General features: G+C 33.8%; 14 protein-coding genes, 1 tRNA gene, 2 rRNA genes, 1 pseudogene and 1 riboswitch (1 of these 19 running past the window's edge). Of the genes and pseudogenes, 2 read left to right on the forward strand and 16 right to left on the reverse strand.

The window, feature by feature from the left end:
- Positions 1 to 7: 7 nt before the first annotated feature.
- The 4 genes from CLFE_RS22285 to CLFE_RS22300 are packed head-to-tail and all read right to left on the reverse strand — an operon-like array spanning position 8 to position 3,966.
- Positions 8 to 1,306, reverse strand: coding sequence for a nitrogenase component 1 (locus CLFE_RS22285; RefSeq protein ID WP_077895194.1), 1,299 nt, complete (start codon positions 1,304 to 1,306; stop codon positions 8 to 10).
- Complete coding sequence (locus CLFE_RS22290) at positions 1,307 to 2,773, reverse strand: nitrogenase component 1 (protein WP_077895193.1); 1,467 nt, start codon at positions 2,771 to 2,773, stop codon at positions 1,307 to 1,309.
- Positions 2,774 to 2,785: 12 nt separating this feature from the next.
- Positions 2,786 to 3,607, reverse strand: coding sequence for a nitrogenase iron protein (nifH, locus tag CLFE_RS22295; RefSeq protein ID WP_077895192.1), 822 nt, complete (start codon positions 3,605 to 3,607; stop codon positions 2,786 to 2,788).
- 20 nt (positions 3,608 to 3,627) lie between these two features.
- Complete coding sequence (locus CLFE_RS22300) at positions 3,628 to 3,966, reverse strand: NifB/NifX family molybdenum-iron cluster-binding protein (protein WP_077895191.1); 339 nt, start codon at positions 3,964 to 3,966, stop codon at positions 3,628 to 3,630.
- Between the two features lie 68 nt (positions 3,967 to 4,034).
- Positions 4,035 to 4,142, reverse strand: a riboswitch (SAM riboswitch).
- 577 nt (positions 4,143 to 4,719) lie between these two features.
- Here CLFE_RS22300 and CLFE_RS22305 point away from each other — a divergent pair.
- Positions 4,720 to 6,645 (forward strand): carbohydrate-binding protein, encoded by a 1,926-nt coding sequence (locus tag CLFE_RS22305; protein ID WP_077895216.1) that lies wholly within the window; start codon positions 4,720 to 4,722, stop codon positions 6,643 to 6,645.
- 83 nt (positions 6,646 to 6,728) lie between these two features.
- Here CLFE_RS22305 and CLFE_RS22310 read toward each other — a convergent pair whose 3' ends face one another.
- The 7 genes and pseudogenes from CLFE_RS22310 to CLFE_RS22340 form a co-directional block, all read right to left on the reverse strand.
- Positions 6,729 to 7,049 carry a hypothetical protein gene (locus CLFE_RS22310; RefSeq protein WP_077895190.1) on the reverse strand — a complete coding sequence of 107 codons (321 nt, stop codon included), beginning with the start codon at positions 7,047 to 7,049 and terminating at the stop codon, positions 6,729 to 6,731.
- A 761-nt stretch (positions 7,050 to 7,810) separates the two neighbouring features.
- Entirely contained in the window at positions 7,811 to 8,068 is a 258-nt protein-coding gene (locus CLFE_RS22315; RefSeq protein ID WP_077895189.1) for a hypothetical protein, read from the reverse strand.
- A gap of 15 nt (positions 8,069 to 8,083) precedes the next feature.
- Positions 8,084 to 8,317 carry a hypothetical protein gene (locus CLFE_RS22320; RefSeq protein WP_176091557.1) on the reverse strand — a complete coding sequence of 78 codons (234 nt, stop codon included), beginning with the start codon at positions 8,315 to 8,317 and terminating at the stop codon, positions 8,084 to 8,086.
- A 42-nt stretch (positions 8,318 to 8,359) separates the two neighbouring features.
- On the reverse strand, positions 8,360 to 8,557 hold the full coding sequence (locus CLFE_RS22325) for a hypothetical protein (RefSeq protein WP_139356231.1): 198 nt from the start codon (positions 8,555 to 8,557) through the stop codon (positions 8,360 to 8,362).
- Between the two features lie 342 nt (positions 8,558 to 8,899).
- Positions 8,900 to 9,526, reverse strand: coding sequence for a type 1 glutamine amidotransferase family protein (locus tag CLFE_RS22330; RefSeq protein WP_077895187.1), 627 nt, complete (start codon positions 9,524 to 9,526; stop codon positions 8,900 to 8,902).
- An 89-nt stretch (positions 9,527 to 9,615) separates the two neighbouring features.
- A pseudogene (locus CLFE_RS22335) lies at positions 9,616 to 10,562 on the reverse strand (helix-turn-helix transcriptional regulator).
- A gap of 629 nt (positions 10,563 to 11,191) precedes the next feature.
- On the reverse strand, positions 11,192 to 12,229 hold the full coding sequence (locus CLFE_RS22340; protein ID WP_077895186.1) for a hypothetical protein: 1,038 nt from the start codon (positions 12,227 to 12,229) through the stop codon (positions 11,192 to 11,194).
- Between the two features lie 138 nt (positions 12,230 to 12,367).
- On the opposite strand from CLFE_RS22340, the gene CLFE_RS22345 reads away from it, so the two are divergent.
- Entirely contained in the window at positions 12,368 to 13,261 is an 894-nt protein-coding gene (locus tag CLFE_RS22345) for a LysR family transcriptional regulator (protein ID WP_169851018.1), read from the forward strand.
- A gap of 505 nt (positions 13,262 to 13,766) precedes the next feature.
- Here the strand turns inward: CLFE_RS22345 and glmS are convergent.
- From glmS to CLFE_RS22370, 5 genes are all read right to left on the reverse strand, one after another.
- Positions 13,767 to 15,596 carry a glutamine--fructose-6-phosphate transaminase (isomerizing) gene (gene glmS, locus CLFE_RS22350; protein ID WP_077895184.1) on the reverse strand — a complete coding sequence of 610 codons (1,830 nt, stop codon included), beginning with the start codon at positions 15,594 to 15,596 and terminating at the stop codon, positions 13,767 to 13,769.
- Between the two features lie 480 nt (positions 15,597 to 16,076).
- Positions 16,077 to 16,745 (reverse strand): HAD family hydrolase, encoded by a 669-nt coding sequence (locus CLFE_RS22355; RefSeq protein WP_077895183.1) that lies wholly within the window; start codon positions 16,743 to 16,745, stop codon positions 16,077 to 16,079.
- Positions 16,746 to 16,827: 82 nt separating this feature from the next.
- Positions 16,828 to 16,903: transfer RNA gene (locus CLFE_RS22360), tRNA-Lys, on the reverse strand.
- A 5-nt stretch (positions 16,904 to 16,908) separates the two neighbouring features.
- Positions 16,909 to 17,025, reverse strand: a 5S ribosomal RNA gene (rrf, locus tag CLFE_RS22365).
- 70 nt (positions 17,026 to 17,095) lie between these two features.
- A 23S ribosomal RNA gene (locus tag CLFE_RS22370) occupies positions 17,096 to 18,762 on the reverse strand (it continues 1,238 nt past the right edge of the window).

The raw sequence follows: 18,762 nt of genomic DNA on the forward strand, positions 1-18,762 counted from the left end.
CTTAACTTTAGTTAAATCTAGTTAGAACTACAGAATATATGTCTTCAAGTAATTTAAGTCCTCCTGCATAACCAACATAAGAACTGTTAATTACTAGTCTTTCATTCAGTGGCCAAGACACCGCTAAAAAATGTGCCTTTGTCTCCTTGGCTACCTTTTTTTCCCAAGAGCTTCCTATTATTAATGGATACCCATGAAAATCTGTATTTTTTATATTGTTATGAATTTCATTACCATCAGTTAAAAATTCAACTTCTGCTTCAATATCATAATTTAAATCTTTAAAGTATCCTTCAACTTCACTTCTATATTTTTCTGGCGTGTCATCAATTATATACTGCTTGTCTGGAAACAACCCAAAATCATTAGTAAGAAATTTAGTAAATGCTAAAGTATATTGAGCATCTGACACAACAACAAATCTTCTAGACATTACCCTTGTCTCTAAAAATACATCGGCAAATCTTTCAATGTAGTAGTAATATTCATCTTCATGTTTTTTAATTATTTCCTCTACTTTATCTTTAGAGACTCCAGCAAATTTCCCCACTTCCCTTAAAAATTTACTCGTTTCTGCTGCTCCTATTGGAATACTAGGAAATTTCATATAAGGTGTTCCAAACTTCTTCTCCAATTGTTTAACATTACTCAATCCCAGCCATGGTGAAACTAGCAAATTAAATTCTGCTTCTGGAATTTTATTTATATTTTTTATACCTCTGTCATGACCAAATATAGTGTTTGGTATCAATCCAAGTTCCCCAACAAGTTTTTCAAGTTCTCTTAAATTGCCAAGCCAAAAAGGATCGTGTTGTGGAACTCCTGCCCATATATTTACTAATCCTTTTGTAATTTTATCTGCTGGCTTCAAATATTGATCTATTATTGCACTTACTACCCATTCATGTCCAACATAGTTATTTCCCTTAAAACCTGGTGTTGAAGCATATATAACAGGCTTACCTGTATCGCTAAAACTTCTAACCACCTCCCCCGCATCATCTCCAATAACTTCTGAAGTACAACTTGTTAATACTATATATAACTCTGCATCTACTACTTTTAGTGCATTTTCAATAGTCTCTTTTAGTTTCTTCTCTCCACCAAATACAACTTCTTTTTCACTTATACTTGTACAGGGAAATATATGAAAAGAAAAGTGACCTGAGCTTCCAAAATCACTATGAAGTTTCCCTCCACAACCAGGTCCAGAATGCAGTATAGGAATTGCTCCTTGTATTGCATGAACTGTTTGCATAGCTGTTAATGCACATTTATATCTAGGCTGATCTAAAATTTTTGCCATTTATTTAGCCTCCCCCTTCAAGAATTTTGAATTATCCTGCTTATACCACCAATCTGTGTATGGAAGTGTAACCCTTGCCGCTAAATTCTTTTCAAAACTTCTATTTTTTATAGTATCCAGAACTGTATATGCAAAATCCAAAGTTCCTTTATAGCCAAATATCATATATTCATCATTTACACAAAGTGCTGACACTCCCTGCTTTATTGCCCAAACAGTAGTCCCTGGATGTCTTGAAAAATATATATCTGGTTTATATTCATTAATAATGTTTAATATTTCATAGTTTTGCTGATCTGCCACACTAACTTTAAAATTGTATGGGGAATTTTCCCCCAAATACTCAAGTGGTGCTGGAATTTTACCACTATCATGCTTCTTGTCATGATGCCATGATGCCGCCCACACAACTTCCATATCTAGTTCTTGCAATACACGGGCTACTTCATAAGTATATCCAGGTCCCATACCTAAAATTGCCCTAAGTCCTTTAAGCTCTTTTTTAACTTCTTCAATTTTAGGTATGTACTTTGCTCTTTCTCTTTCTATATAAGCTTCCACTTCTTTTTGTTTATTAATTACTCTTCCAATCTCTCTAAGCCAAGTTTCAAAGCCTGCAATACCTAAAGGATTTATTGTATTTACAAATGGAACTCCATACTTTTCCTTCAGTCCATTTCCAAGATAACTTCCAAGCACTCCACAAATACTTACCGTTGCTAACGCTTCTGATAAATGTGATAATTCCTCAATTGTAGAATTTTGATATAAAAATACTGGTTCTACATCAAACTCCTTAAACATTTTTATTATATTTTCTCTTTCACTTTCAAAAAAATTCTTAAAGTTTATAGTATTTCTTTTTTCAACTGGCGGCTTTACAATACTATTAAGCACAGCATGATCACTAGCGTCAAAACCCGTTGCCCAAATTCTTGATCTAAAACCCTCACAGTGGACTGCTGCTATTGGTACCGGTATTTCTTCTTTAAGTTCTTCAACAACACTATCCACATCTTCACCTATTATCCCAGATAAACAAGAGGTTCCTATAAAAATTGCCTTAGGCTTGTATCTCTTATATGTCTCTACTACAATCTTCTTTAAACTTTTTGCTGAACCAAATACAGTATCCTTTTCATTCATATCTGTTCCTACAAATACTGTAGAATTTTGAATTCCTCTTTTTGTTGCTAGTTGAGAATTTACTACATCTACTCCAGATGCCATAGCTGTACACCCTGAAGGTGCATGATTTATTACTGCTACATCTCTAATTCCTGCTAACTGTGCTAATGCACATCCTGCATTACACGAACTAGACTGACTAAAACATCTCTCTCTATTTTTTAAAGTTCCACACTTAGATTTATTTACAACATCACGCAAATCACCATTATAACCTGTTATTGACCCAAGTCTATTCTCCCTTGTTGGAACTGCTCCTAATTTCAAATTAATCGGCATTAAATCCACCTCCTACAAATCTGTTAATCCATATTCTGTTAATATTTCTTCTAATCTTTCCTGTGTCATGGGCTTTGGAACAACAAACATGTCGTTATTATCTATATTTTTAGCCAATATTCTGTACTCATCTGCCTGCTCCGCCTTTGGATCAAATTCAATCACCGTTTGTTTATTGATTTCTGCCTTAGTAACCATTGGACTTCTAGGGACAAAATGAATTAGTTGACTTCCTAGTTCTTTTGCAAAAGCATCTAAAAGCTCATACTCATTGGATACTTTTCTACTGTTACAAATAATCCCCCCAAGTCTTACTCCACCAGTATTTGCATATTTTCTTATACCTTTAGCAATATTATTGGCAGCATATAGGGCCATCATTTCTCCAGAAGCAACTATGTAAATTTCTTGTGCTTTTCCTTCACGTATTGGCATTGCGAAACCACCACATACAACATCGCCAAGTACATCATAAAATACATAATCTAAATCATCTGTATATGCGCCTAACTGCTCTAACATATTTATTGATGTTATAATTCCTCTTCCTGCACAACCAACTCCTGGTTCTGGTCCACCTGATTCAACACATTTTATATTTCCATAACCAACTCTCAAAATATTATTTAAATCTACGTCTTCACCCTCCTCACGAAGCGTATCTAGTACTGACTTTTGATTTAAACCTCCTAATAATAATCTAGTTGAATCTGCTTTTGGATCACATCCTACCACCATTATATTTTTTTTTAGTTCTGCTAACCCTGCTGTAAGATTTTGTGTTGTAGTTGATTTTCCTATTCCACCTTTTCCATAAATAGCTACTTGTCTCATTGATTCTTCCTCCTCTGCATTTAAGCTTGTCTTTCATAATATTGAATAAGTTTTTCTAATGCTACATCTATAGCTTCATGTATATCATATACATCTATTCCATGTGATCTAACTATATTTTCAGCTCCAGGTCCAATCTTTCCTATTAACAATGCTCTACAATCACTTATTTTCTCTATTAATGGTTTAAATTTATTCTTATGAAAATCACTGCATGGGCAATTTGTTATATTTTTTCTAGTTTCAATAAAATTATAATCTTTATCCTTAACTTCAAATATGAAAAATTGTAGTGCTGTTGCAAAATGTTGATCTACATAAACCCCATCTCCACTACCCACTGCTATTTTATAGCTCATATAAATCCACCTCCTTTATAAAAAAAGCTACATTTAGATAAGACTAAATGAAGCTTTTGCTTGCACTAGCCTTATCTTTCAGGTACACCTGCTGGAATTAGCACCTTATATGCAAACGAAACATACTGGTTGCTGAAGCTTCATTGGGCCAGTCCCTCAGCTTCTCTCGATAAGCACTATAAATATTAAATTAAATAAAAAGGCCGCGTTTACACTATTTCTCAATAATAGCGTAAACACAGCCTCTAGTTTTTCTAGTCAACTTTGTATTCCAAGTATTCCTATTTGTTTTATTGAATATCATTATATCAGTATGTCTTTTTATTGTCAAATACTTTTTCTCATAATATAAATTATCTGCTACCTCAAAAAGTGCCTTAAATCTCATGGGATGCTTACATAAAACTTTTTATACATTTGCCTTAAATGCTCATACTCTCCCGCTTTTTGTAGTTCTTGAGCTAAAATCAATTCACTCTCAACATATCTATAATTCATGTTAAAAAGCACTTCCCTTACTAATAATTAATTATAATATAATTCTTATAATGTATGTAATGTATTGACTGAAATGGTTATATTTTGTATCATAATAATAGACATAAAACAATAATTTATACTTTGTAAAATAACAACTTTAAGGGGGTGTGCTCATAAACAAGCTAGCTGACACAAATAAAATTATAATTTTAATATGGAGATGAGTATATTTTGTGTAAACGTTTAAAAATAAAAATTCTATCACTTTCTGTGATGTTTACATTAATTGGGTATAATTGTGCATTTAATTCAATTAAGGTGAACGCAAAAATAATGACCCATGGAACAACTTCAAAAAATATTAAAAATGGTGTTATACTTCATGCTTTCGATTGGTCGTTTAACAACATAAAAAAGGAACTTCCTAATATTTCAGCTGCAGGTTATACTTCTGTTCAAGTATCTCCAGTTCAGGGAACAAAAAATAGTAGTATAAATAGTTCCGATTGGTGGCTTTTATATCAACCAACAAATCAATCCATAGGAAACTCTCAACTTGGAAGTTATAAGGATTTTAAAGATCTCTGCAGTGAAGCAAAAAACTATGGCATATCCATAATTGTGGATGCTGTAATGAATCATATGGCTAATAACGGAAATAAAGATGAACTTGCTCCTGAAGTAGATTCAAGTTTCAAAGATCCAAGTTTTTATCATCATAATGGACAGTGCAATGATTGGAATAATAGAGAAGACATAACCCAAAAAGGTGTGGGAATGCCTGATTTAAATACTCAAAATCCCGCAGTTCAGGGGAAAGCAATTAACTTTCTAAACCAATGTATAGATGCTGGTGCAAGCGGTTTCCGTTTTGATTCTGCTAAACACATAGAAACAGACTTAGGATTAGACGCCAATACCCCATGGGCGAGCAACTATTGGGAAAATGTTTTAGGAAGCCTCCACAATAAATCAGATCTATATATTTATGGTGAAGTCCTTCAAGATGGAAAAGTAGATAATATTTCAGCCTATGAAAGCCTTATGAATGTTGAAGCAAGCAGCTATGATGCATCTCTTCGAAAAGCAGTTAAATTGGGAGATTTTACTGATGCGAAAGGTATGGGTGGACTTGATAATAATAAATGTGTAGATTTTGTTGAAACCCATGATGAATACGAAAATGGTACAAGTAAAGACCTAACAGACTGGCAGCGAAAAGCTGGTTGGGCAATAGCAGCTTCACGATCTGGCTCTGTCCCTTTATTTTTTGATAGACCAACAGAAAGTATAGGAAGTGAAGGTGATAATCTTTGGAACGATTCTGACGTTGTAGCTATCAATGATTTTCATAATGCAATGGCTGGGCAAAATGAAAACTTGACTTTGGAAAATAACAACAAAGCAATGCTTATAGAAAGAGGTGATAACGGCACCGTTATTGTAAATGATGGCGATAGTTTTAATTTAAATTCCCCAACTAATTTAAATGATGGACAATACAACAACCATGGCTCTAAAGCGGCTTCTCTTGTTGCCTCTGGTAGAATATTAACAGGAACAGTACCTGCAAATTCAATTATAATACTCTACAATAATGGATCTGTTACGAACTATATCCCCCACGCAGATTACAAAATCGATTACGATAGCAGTAATTTAGTTAAAGGACATACTTTCACAATTTACTATAACGGAAGCCTAACAAACTCATCAAATGTATCTTTGCACTTAGGTATTAATGGCTGGAACAACACACAAAACTTATCTATGATAAAGGACTCAAATGGTTTTTGGGAAACTAGTATAACTATACCTAATTCAGCAAATACATTAAATTTCTGTTTTACCAATGGAACTAACTGGGATAACAACAGCAACAATAATTGGACTTTAAATGTATGCAATAATATTCCTAATGTACAAGTATCCCCAGCACCACAGTCAAGTAAAGAAATATCTATTTATTACAATGGAACTTTAGCCTCCTCATCCTCCAGTATAACATTGCATTGGGGATATAATGGATTTATAGCTCCTCAAGATGTAACTATGACAAAACAAAATGACGGACGATGGCTTGCAAAAATAACACTTCCTTCTGGGTGCTATGCTGTTAATATGGTATTTAAAAATCAGTCAGGTACCTGGGACAATAATAATTCTAATAATTACAACTTTTCCTCAACTAAAAATTGACACTTAATATATGAAAACTTATAAATACTGTGAAATAGTTATCTGATATATAGTTCAAAAAATTCTTATAGTATTAGTTTATTTTATTGTAAATTAAAAACTACACATATAAGTACTCCTAATTCACAAATCGAAAATAATTGAGCACAAAAATAAGTTCTATAAAAATCATCGAACTTTCGCTTCTCAATTAAATATATAAAAAATATCATTAATGAACCTATAATCCCCATAATCAAAGCAAATATGTCTTCATTTTTAACCGAAAACCAAATACCATTTTTCATTCCATATTTCGCAAAATAATAAGCGAATTTGGGAATAGCAATTATGTTCGTTGGTATGAATACTTTCAATTTAATAAATGGTGAAATTAATGCTAAAAAGAATGCTGCACCTAGCATAATAAGGAACGACAAGATATCTTTAAAAGGAAACCCTATAACCTTTCTTGTCTTTTCTTTATTACTTCCCTTAACGATTTTCTCACAATAAATTGCTTTATGAGTTTGAGTTAGATAGCCTATTTTGTAAAAATTATATTTATTTACACCAGATGAAAAGAAAAATTCAACCTCTTCTCATGTAGACAGATAAACATAGTTTGTTGGAGCTTTGCTATAATGTTTTATTTCCACTACTTCCCCAGTAACATAATTTAGTTCTCCAATTATTAATTGAGGAATATCAAGGAAGCTAGGTTTAAGAAAGTAAATTATATATCCCTCTTGTTTGATTTAACAATATTTTTACTATTATACAAGCCCAAATTAATCTTATCATATACTGTAAATATTTCAATAAACTCCTCCAAGGGTACATCATTATCTAGATGCAAACAACTTGAAAACTTAGTATTTACATCTGTCTATTATATATAAATACTATAATGTTAGGGGACCACATATAATAAAATAAAAAGCCACATACTCTCCTTAAATTGAGAATATGTGACTTTGCTCTACTATTCATTAAATTTTGCCATATAATACATTTATCATGTATTATATTATTTTCACTTTTTATGCAATTTTATTCCAAATGATGCAGCTTTGTTATAAAGTCATAAAAATTGTTGGTTTGGAATAAAGTTTGAGCAAATTTTAAGAATATTATGTATTAAATTTACTATAAATTATTTTTATACTATAAACTATACTTATTTTCATAATAATCTAAAAATAATCTCAGCTAAAACATATACTAACGGAAATAATATAAATATAATTCCTAAAATTATTGAACTTGTATTAAATAAAGATTTTGTTACTCTATTTTGAGTTTTCATCTGCTTCAAGTATATTTTATTCATTGCTATACCTGTACCACCAAGAATTATAAGACACGTTCCTATAAAACAAATAAGAGCAATAATAATTCCAATTATAGCTAAAACAAATGGCAAAGCAATCAAAAATGGCATTTAGAATTACCTCCTTTATAAATTATTCAAAATCAATACTCCTGCAATCAAATAACACGAAGTTATTATAATTCCCACCCACATATGTATGGCTGAAAGTAGCCAATAACTAAATTTTATTTTTTTATTAGATGTATCAAAACTTTTACTCATCTTCATACCACTATATCCTCGTACTATTGCAATAACCGCAAAAACTAAAGCCATTATAAGTGCTAAAAGAATAAGTGTATTCCCTAGTTTTATCAATCTTTTTCACCTTACCCTTGAAAATTAATTTTTACAATATATTTATGTTACATAACCTATATTATAAAAGCAGCTATTTGAAATATAAAATTTATTCAAATCCTGTGCCAATATAAATAGATTACCTACAACTGCTGTTATTCCCTGATAACTATAATAAAAAGCTTCCTTAACCTCCTTTGTTAGTGAGTTTTTATCTTGAAATCCTTGAAATCCTTGAAATTCCCACAAAGTTTCCAAGAAAAGCCCCCATTTTTCACTTTCTTTATCCATTCTATCACACATTATTTAACCTTGCTAACTGCTTTTCTAGGGCTTTTTTAGAACCATAATACAATCTGAATATTCTAAAATATAAAAATAATTTTTTTCTATATCATAAAGAACTTCATGCTTCCTTCCCTTTTTTATTCCTTTTAGTCTAGTACTTCTCTCAAGACACAGAGCACCCTAAATTCTAGTCCAAGATTTATAATCATAAACAATAAGCTACTCTTGATTCCTTGTAGGCGTATTGCAGACAAAATTCACCCTAAAGTGAAAGATGGTGAAAAGTAGATATCTTACTCACTTTAAGCCATTTTATTGAATTGATTTCATAAGCTCAAAGAAATATTTTGACTCTTGGGTTTTATAAAGCTTGTACCAGGAATCTAAAGTTTGCGGTAAGAATACATCTAGAATTTTCAATATATGCAAAGCAAATTCAAGGGGCGCTATTCCAGAAGCAGTAATCAAACTTCTATCAGTTACTACACATTCCTGCTTATAATACTTTTCTCCATGATAGCTTGAGCAGATCGTTTTAAGATACCCCAGATCATTGCTTGTATGAGCCCTGTTGTTCAATACTCCCTCTATAGCAAGTCCTATTGTAGCCCCACAAATTGCCCCTACAACAATACCTTTCTCTAAATATTTTTCAGCCATTTTTATAATGGGAGCATGAATTACTTCTGTCCATGTATTACCACCAGGTAGAATCAAAGCAGCAGTATTTTTAACGCTACACTCCTTAATTTCAATTTCTGGCAATATTGTAAGGCCTCCCATTGTAGTAATAGGTGCCTTAGTAATTCCTACAGTTACTACTTTTAGCGGCATTACCCCCTTTTTATAGTACCTTCCCGAATTGATTTCAGTGCTTAAATAACCTATTTCCCAGTCTGCCATTGTATCAAATACATAAAGATATACTATATTCTTCATTTTCTATTCCTCCACATTCATTTTATTGTTACAGGATGGTGTCAAACTCCATTTAGATTATTATATATTATCTTCACTGACAAATTCAGTCAGTGAAGATAATGGGCCATCAAATCTTTAAGAATTGCTACCATAGCATCTTTAAAACTATCTGGTTTAAGCACCTTTATCGCTTTACCATATTGAAGTAGAATATGAGGAACATAGGTATGAATTGATTTCTCATCCATTAAAAATTTCCCTATGCATTCAGTTCGTTCTATCATATGATATCCTAAAAACCAATGTGAGCAAAGGTCATTCAATGCTTCTGACTTGCCCTCAATTACTAAAGTGCAAAGTCCTACTTCGCTTTCCACATTCGATAATAGGTTTTTTATAAAAAACTCACGTGCCGAAAAAGCTTCAGGACGTTTAAACATATTTTTAGTGCTTATAATATTTACTATCCTATCTACCCTAAAGCTGTGGATTTTATTCCTAAGATGGCAAAATGTAATAAAATACCATTTATCATTCCAGTAAAGCATCCCATAAGGGTCAACAACCCTGTGCTTAGGGTGACCTTCATAACCTGTACAGTATTCAATTTCCATAGAGCATTCATTAGCAACAGCTTGCTCAATTTCCATTAATATAGGTTTTACGTCTGAATCACAAATACGGCTCACTACTTCAAATCCCACTAAATGACGATTGAGAACTTTTTCTTGTTCTTCATTGGAGAACATCTTTAACTTTGATGTTGCACTATTTAGTGCTTCCTTAAAAGGATATCCTGCTTCTATTGCAAAAGTGATTTTTTCTCTTCAAGATCAAAAAACAGTGGTGCTTTGGTAAAATTGTTAAGCAGACTATATCCACCGTTATGACCAGGCTCCGATATTATTGGCACTCCACTAAGACACAATGCATCCATATAACGATAAACTGACCTTATGTTTATTTCTAACCTTTCAGATATTTGCTTTGCAGTTATTTTTGTACCTGAATTCAGAATCCATAAAATTGCTAGCATATTATCATTTTTTGACATAATGTGCCTCACTCCCCTAGATTTTTAATAGTATCATTTAATTATAAATATTAGAATAACATTTCGACCCATCATTATCTAGATACAAACAACATGAAGAATTAATATTCAAAACATTTTCCCTCTGTCTAGGTGTTGGCAGAATCTATATATATCTAATGTATGATTAAAAGACAAAATAATATAGCAAAGCCGCATACTCTCCTTAAATTAAGAATTGTTGGTTTTGAATAAAGTTTGATCAGAATATGTGGCACAAATAACTTAATTTCATTAAATTTAAAATTAATTTTTGAAACAAAGTTTGATCAAAACTGCGGAATTTTAAAATTTAACACATTAAGTTTTTATAATAAAGTTTGATCAAAATTTAAGAAGAATGCGAATCAACTTAATTTTATACTATGCTCATTTACTTTACTATTTAAATTAGAATTTGAAGGAGAGTAGTTGGTAATATAAAAGGAATAATTTGTTATAACATCAATATAAATTATTAGTTAGCGATTCTTTTAATGCTTCAACCAATTAAAAAAATAAATGTGTACAATAGAAAATACTTTCTGATTCCTGTCGGAAACCAAAAAGTATTTTCTATATAAATCAAATTAGAACTTGACTATAATTATTTATCTATGTGTTGGTAATTTACTCTGACGTTCACATCCATATTTTGTTTCAGTTTCACCCCATGCCCAGTATGAATCTACCTCACGTGTCTCTCCAACACGCTTCATTCGTCCTTCCTGTTGTGGAGTAGGCGGATATTTTTTCAGCATTGCTGGCATTTTACCCCTTGGATCAGGAGTGAACTCCCATTTTTCTCCGTCTATAGTAAGTTCAATAGCTTCTGAAAAAGTATTATCTGCATTTGGAGTAACTTTGCCTTCTATGTTTTGTGTTGCTGTTACAGTCTTTCCATCGGTAAACACTGCAAAACCAAGACGATCATGTCCAAGGATGAAGTGACCTCCTTCTACTGACCCATCTTTATATTTGTTACCCCAGGTATACCATATGATATGCCCAAAGTTTTGCATCATTATATCTCTGTTACCATACAATGTACCGCCTTCTGCCATATATATCTGGTCGAAAGCTACAAATCCTTTTGCTTTAACTCCTTGGAACTCACCTATTAATTCAAACATATGTGAAACATAATAAGTTCCTTCATCTCTTCCTGGAAGATACCAATGTAATCCAGGTTTGATCATTGGACCTTCTAAAGAAAACAAATTTTCTTCCTTCCAAACAAAGTAATCTTCACTAACACGCATTTCAAAATTTTTTCCAGATACGCCAGCAGCTTTACGCCAAACAGCTTCATTACCTTCCTGAACGCCAACTGCCCCTTCTGCTGAAGCGCATTCTTTAGTTAATTCAGTGTCAAATATCAAATTCTTTCCGTCAATTTTTGTTGATTGGATAACTAATCCCATATAAGCTTTTTTACCATGTTTGCTTTTTAAATCTGGGTTTAAATTACGAAGTAACTCATACATTTCTCCATCTTCTGTACGAATGTTTCCATAAATAGCTGTAAGGTTAGGAACAAGACCGAAATAACCTCTATCAGACAATAAATCATCTACGCTTGGTTTATGAGCACCAGAAAGTTGTTGAAAAAAATTACCACGTTCATATACGTCTCCCAATTTTGGCATAATAAAGACTCCTTTCAAAATTATCAAAATATATTGTTAATTACTTTACACCTATATAATAATTGTAATATTATAAAAAGAGAAACACTTTATCAATACATATTAACACCTAAATCATACATAATAGAGGAGAAAGCCATGGAATTAAGACAATTACAATACTTTTTAGTTCTTTCCGATACTCTGCATTATGGTAAGGCTGCCGAGTATTTACATATTGCGCAACAACCACTTAGTTTTCAAATAAAAAAATTAGAGAGTGAACTGGGATATAAATTATTTGAGCGAACAACCCGTTCCGTAGCACTTACACCTGCAGGCGAAGTATTGAAGAAAAAGGTTTTTGAGGGTATAAGAACTATAGAACAAGGAGTGGAACAGGCAGGAAGCGTTGCTAGAGGGGAAGCGGGGAAGATACGCATTGCATATAACAGCATGACTCTACACAATGTTATGCCACAGATTGTATGTAAATTTAGAGAAAGATTTCCTCAGATTGAAGTCATTCTATCGGAGGAAAACTCTCCCGAGTTAGAACAAAACATCATAAATGATGAAGCAGATGTGGGAATTGTTGCTCTTTATGGAATCATGCTTGATGAACTAAAATATGAAATCATCTATACTGATCCAGCATCAATTGCATTACCCAAAAGTCATCCACTGACAAAAAATAAGGCAATTAAACTTTCTGAACTACAGAAAGAATCATTTTTAGTATATTCAAGAAAAACAAGGGCAAAATCCCACGACGATTTGATTTCGGTTTGTTACTTGGCAGGCTTTACACCCAATATTATACAAGAGGCAGAAACTGATATGGCATTACTTGGACTTGTGGCAACAGGATTAGGAGTTGCATTAGTTCCTGGTAGTTTTAATGATATACTGTCATATCTCATTGAGTATAGGATAATAAAAGAACCTGCGATAAATTTAAATGTAGCAATGGTTTGGAGAGAGGGAAATAATTCATTAATGATACAACAATTGTTAGAAATTTCAAAGTCTTTGAATAATCCTTCAATATAAAAAGATTTTAATGAATCTGAACACGAGATTTATATATTAAGCTTTGTTACTTCAGCATATTGGAAACACAAATATCCTTATGTAAATTACTATTTATAATGTATACAACAAATAACTTTTGTGTCACAATTTTTTACAAATTCCAATTAATCTTATCATATAATAACACCATTTACTTGTAAACATCGGAAGAATATTTCGTCAAATACCTATCATTATCTAGATACAAACAACATGAAAACTTACTATTTAAACCACTCTCCTTCTGTTTATACGATAATGTTGACGTAAGCCCTATATCTACATATGAGTAAAAGACAAAATAAATAAAAAGCCACATACTCTCTTTAAATTGAAAATACGCGGCTTTACTATATTATTTATTAAATTTTGTCATATAATACACTTATCATGTATAATATCTCTTTATTTTTTATACAAACTTTATTTAAAATGATACAACTTTATTCTAAAGCTACAAGAATATGCGGCTTAATTTTATTTATTATTCTACAGTAACTGACTTGGCCAAATTTCTTGGCTTATCAACATCGCATCCTTTTATAATTGCAATGTAATATGATAAAAGTTGAAGCGGTATTACTGTTGCAATAGGTGCAAGTACTGGATTTACCCTTGGAAGATATATAACTTCGTCTGATGTATCCTCTATTGCAGTCTTCCCTTCCATGGCTACTGAGATAACATATGCACCTCTTGTTTTAACTTCTTTTATATTACTTACCATTTTCTCAAATAGACTTTCTTGGGATGCTAAAGCTATTACAACTGTTCCATCCTCAATAAGTGCTATAGGTCCATGTTTTAATTCTCCACCTGCATATGCCTCCGAGTGAATATATGATATTTCTTTAAGCTTTAAAGATCCTTCCATTGCTACCGCATAGTCAAATCCACGTCCAAGATAGAACACATCATTCTCTTTTGATACTTTTTCAGCATGTTTCTTAATTTTTTCAGCATTTTTTAGTATCTCTTCCTCTTTTTCTGGAAGTTCAATAAGTGCCTTCTTTAATTCTTCTATCTCACTATTTGATATTGTCTTCATGTGCTGTGCAAGATATAACGCTATTATATACATCGCTACAAGTTGAGTTGTATATGCTTTTGTTGATGCAACAGCTATTTCAGGACCTGCCCATGTATAAAATACATCATCCGCTTCCCTTGAAACTGTACTTCCAACAACGTTTGTTACAGCTATAACCCTAGCACCTTTTTTCTTTGCAAGTCTCATTGCTGCAAGTGTATCTGCTGTTTCCCCTGATTGACTTATAACAATCAAAAGAGTTTTTTCATTTATAAGAGGATCTCTATATCTGAATTCTGAAGCTATATCAACTTCTACAGAAATTTTTGCAAGTTTTTCGATTGCATATTTTCCTATAAGTCCTGCATGGTAAGCAGTTCCACAAGCTACTATATAGATCTTACTAAAGCTTTTTATTTGCTCCGTAGTAAGGTTTATTTTATCCAATGTTATATCTTCGCCTAAAGCTATTCTTGAAGTCATAGTATCTCTAGTTACCTTAGGTTGTTCAAATATCTCTTTTAACATGAAATGATCATATCCACCCTTTTCAGCAGCATCTGCATTCCAAGTTACATGATATACATCTCTATTAACTTCCTTACCATCCTCCGTTAAAATTTTCACTGAATCTTTTGTTAGAACTACAATTTCATCATCTTCAATAAAATATACATCTCTTGTCTCATTTAAAACTGCTGGTATATCAGAAGCTATAAAATTTCCACCTTCTTTTAATCCAACTATAAGTGGACAATCTTTTCTTACAGCTACAAGCTTATCTGGTTCATCAACTGATATTACACCAAATGCATATCCGCCCCTTAATTTCTTTGTAGCCTCTGTAACAGCCTCAACAAGATCTCCATTATAATAAAAATCTATTAAATTAGGTATTACCTCTGTATCCGTATCTGTAATAAATTCATATCCATTTTCACGTAAGAACTTTCTAAGTTCCATATAATTTTCAATTATTCCATTATGCACAACAGCTATTGTCTTCTTAGTATTCAAATGTGGATGTGAATTAAGCTTTGATGGAACACCATGTGTAGCCCATCTTGTATGCCCAATTCCTATAACTCCACTTAATCCATCTATTTCAAGTTCCTTTTCTAGATTAGCAAGTCTACCTTTAGCTTTTGCAATTTGTAATTTATTATCACTGTTAATTACAGCAACTCCAGCAGAATCATAACCCCTATATTCTAACTTTTTTAATCCTTCAACAATAAGAGGTGTTGCCTCTCTATTTCCTATATATCCAACTATTCCGCACATAAAATTTCTTCCTTTCGATTTCAAATAATATTTTATATATCATATTTAATACAGAACTTAAGAAAAGCTATTTTTATCTTTAAAAAAGCTCCTTACAGCATATAATAAAGGTTTTAACACCAGATTGAGTTTGTAACAGAAATCACTTTCTGCCTTTACCAATCGTTAACGGTAGTGCGTTTTACCGTGGGGCATCCGCCGAAGATTCGATACTCCCCATCCTCGTCAACTTAAATGCTTTCCACTTAAGTTCGGGCGCTTTAACTATAATTTTATATTTCACCTCCATTTATTAACCAATATAACTGCAATTATACTATTGATATTAGCTACTTGTCAACAAATATGAAAATGGTACATTATACTATTAACTATTTATATAAGTATATTATGCATTTCATTCTTATAAGTTTATTGAAAATATGAGCTTTTTTATAAAATCATCAAAAATCTTTTTAGATTTAATAGCTAATTTTATTGCTATTCTTCTACAAATTTAATTATATCTTTAATATTTTCTTTATCAAATGCATCCACAATAATGTCTGATGCTTCTATATTCTGTATACCAGAATTTAAATTTCTGAACCCTACACACTTCATTTTTGCAGCTTTTGCTGCCCTAACACCGTTTCTAGTATCCTCAATTACAACGCAATCCGTAATATCAGCATTAAGCTTATCTGCCGCTTTTAGAAATATCTCTGGATTAGGTTTTCCCTTTTGCACCTCACTACCACTTATTATATAATCAAAATATTTAATAAGCTTCGTTTTTGCAAGAATAACTTCTACATTTTCTTTACGTGATGACGATGCAACACAAATTTTAATACCTCTATCTTTTAAACTTAAAATCAACTCATCTATTCCTTTAATTTTAGGTATTTCATTTTCCTTGTTAGCTAGATATTCATACTTAATGCCAGATGACATTTTTCCCAATTCTTCAATAGATTGCTTAAGATTAAACCTGTTTCTTAAGCTTGTCCATTTATCTTTGGATACACTGCCAGCAAAAGCATACTGTTCTTCCTCTGTTAATTCTATTCCCAATCTTTTATATAATTCTTCACTTAATCTTCTGTAGACAGGCTCCGTATCAACTAACACTCCATCCATATCAAATATTACCACTTTATTACTCATATAACATTCTCCTAAAATTATTTGTTTTAACGTTAATAAAAAAAACGCTTTAAAATCAAAATTTTAAAGCGTTTCATAAAATTGGTGGCTTATCGGGGAGTCGAACCCCGGACACCATGATTAAAAGTCATGTGCTCTACCAACTGAGCTAATAAACCAAATTACCTGGCAATGACCTACCCTCCCACAGAGCCTCCCCTGCAGTACTATCGGCGTTCTGGTTCTTAACCTTCGTGTTCGGTATGGGAACGGGTGTTACAACCATGCTATGATCACCAGATCTATTTAAATGTAGAAAGTACTTTGTACTTTCAAGATTGCATAGTAATTATCATATATTTATTTATTAATTGGTCAAGCCCTCGACCTATTAGTATCAGTCAGCTTAAAATGTTACCATTCTTACACCTCTGACCTATCACCTGTTGTTCTTACAGGGGTCTTACTAACTTATGTTATGGGAAATCTAATCTTGAGGTGGGCTTCACGCTTAGATGCCTTCAGCGTTTATCCCTTCCCGACATAGCTACCCAGCCGTGCCTTTGGCAAGACAACTGGTACACCAGAGGTCAGTCCATCCCGGTCCTCTCGTACTAAGGACAGCTCCTCTCAAATTTCCTTCGCCCGCGACGGATAGGGACCGAACTGTCTCACGACGTTCTGAACCCAGCTCGCGTGCCGCTTTAATGGGCGAACAGCCCAACCCTTGGGACCTACTTCAGCCCCAGGATGCGACGAGCCGACATCGAGGTGCCAAACCTCCCCGTCGATGTGGACTCTTGGGGGAGATCAGCCTGTTATCCCCGAGGTAGCTTTTATCCGTTGAGCGATGACCCTCCCACGAGGAGTCACCGGATCACTAAGCCCGACTTTCGTCTCTGCTCCACTTGTTTGTGTCGCAGTCAGGCTCCCTTCTGCCTTTGCACTCTACGCGCGGTTTCCAACCGCGCTGAGGGAACCTTTGGGCGCCTCCGTTACTTTTTAGGAGGCGACCGCCCCAGTCAAACTGCCCTCCTAGCTATGTCCCGTGACCAGTTTCATGGCCTCCGGTTAGAACCTCAGTACTGTCAGGGTGGTATCCCAAAGACGACTCCACAATTCCTGACGGAACTGCTTCCAAGTCTCCCACCTATTCTGTACAGACAATACCGAAATTCAATGCTAAGATACAGTAAAGCTCTACGGGGTCTTTCCGTCCAATCGCGGGTAGCAAGCATCTTCACTTGCACTACAATTTCGCCGGATTTGCTGTTGAGACAGTGCCCAAATCATTACGCCATTCGTGCGGGTCGGAACTTACCCGACAAGGAATTTCGCTACCTTAGGACCGTTATAGTTACGGCCGCCGTTTACTGGGGCTTAAGTTCATGCCTTCGCTTGCGCTAAGCATTCCCCTTAACCTTCCAGCACCGGGCAGGCGTCAGCTCCTATACTTCAGCTTTCGCTTTAGCAGAAACCTGTGTTTTTGATAAACAGTTGCTTGGGCCTATTCTCTGCGACCTACTCTCGTAGGCACCCCTTCTCCCGAAGTTACGGGGTCAATTTGCCGAGTTCCTTAACAGCAATTCTTCCGATGGTCTTAGGATTCTCTCCTCACCTACCTGTGTCGGTTTGCGGTACGGGCACAGAGCTCCTGGATAGAGACTTTTCTTGGCAGTATGAAATCAGATATTTCGGTAGTAAACTACCTCACCATTACACCCCAAGCTTAAGGAAGACGGATTTTCCTATCTTCCACTCTCAGTGCTTAGACGTACTTCCAATAACGTACGCATATCCTATCCTTCTGCGTCATCCCATTTCTCATAACGTTACTCTGCGGTATCGGAATATCAACCGATTGTCCATCACCTACGCCTTTCGGCCTCGGCTTAGGTCCCGACTTACCCTGGGCGGACGAACCTTCCCCAGGAAACCTTAGGTTTTCGACCACTAAGATTCTCACTTAGTTCTCGCTACTTATGCCAACATACTCTCTCCTGTACAGTCCACCGCTCCTTTCGGTACGACTTCAGCC

Source organism: Clostridium felsineum DSM 794, assembly GCF_002006355.2.
Taxonomy (GTDB): Bacteria; Bacillota; Clostridia; order Clostridiales; family Clostridiaceae; genus Clostridium_S; species Clostridium_S felsineum.

Coding starts and splice junctions, on each gene's coding strand:
- CLFE_RS22305 (WP_077895216.1), top strand. CDS start 4,720: ATGTTTACATTAATTGGGTATAATTGTGCATTTAATTCAATTAAGGTG.
- CLFE_RS22355 (WP_077895183.1), bottom strand. CDS start 16,745: ATGAGTAATAAAGTGGTAATATTTGATATGGATGGAGTGTTAGTTGAT.
- CLFE_RS22345 (WP_169851018.1), top strand. CDS start 12,368: ATGGAATTAAGACAATTACAATACTTTTTAGTTCTTTCCGATACTCTG.
- CLFE_RS22290 (WP_077895193.1), bottom strand. CDS start 2,773: ATGCCGATTAATTTGAAATTAGGAGCAGTTCCAACAAGGGAGAATAGA.
- CLFE_RS22340 (WP_077895186.1), bottom strand. CDS start 12,229: ATGCCAAAATTGGGAGACGTATATGAACGTGGTAATTTTTTTCAACAA.
- glmS (WP_077895184.1), bottom strand. CDS start 15,596: ATGTGCGGAATAGTTGGATATATAGGAAATAGAGAGGCAACACCTCTT.
- CLFE_RS22315 (WP_077895189.1), bottom strand. CDS start 8,068: ATGCCATTTTTGATTGCTTTGCCATTTGTTTTAGCTATAATTGGAATT.
- CLFE_RS22300 (WP_077895191.1), bottom strand. CDS start 3,966: ATGAGCTATAAAATAGCAGTGGGTAGTGGAGATGGGGTTTATGTAGAT.
- nifH (WP_077895192.1), bottom strand. CDS start 3,607: ATGAGACAAGTAGCTATTTATGGAAAAGGTGGAATAGGAAAATCAACT.
- CLFE_RS22330 (WP_077895187.1), bottom strand. CDS start 9,526: ATGAAGAATATAGTATATCTTTATGTATTTGATACAATGGCAGACTGG.
- CLFE_RS22285 (WP_077895194.1), bottom strand. CDS start 1,306: ATGGCAAAAATTTTAGATCAGCCTAGATATAAATGTGCATTAACAGCT.
- CLFE_RS22310 (WP_077895190.1), bottom strand. CDS start 7,049: ATGCTAGGTGCAGCATTCTTTTTAGCATTAATTTCACCATTTATTAAA.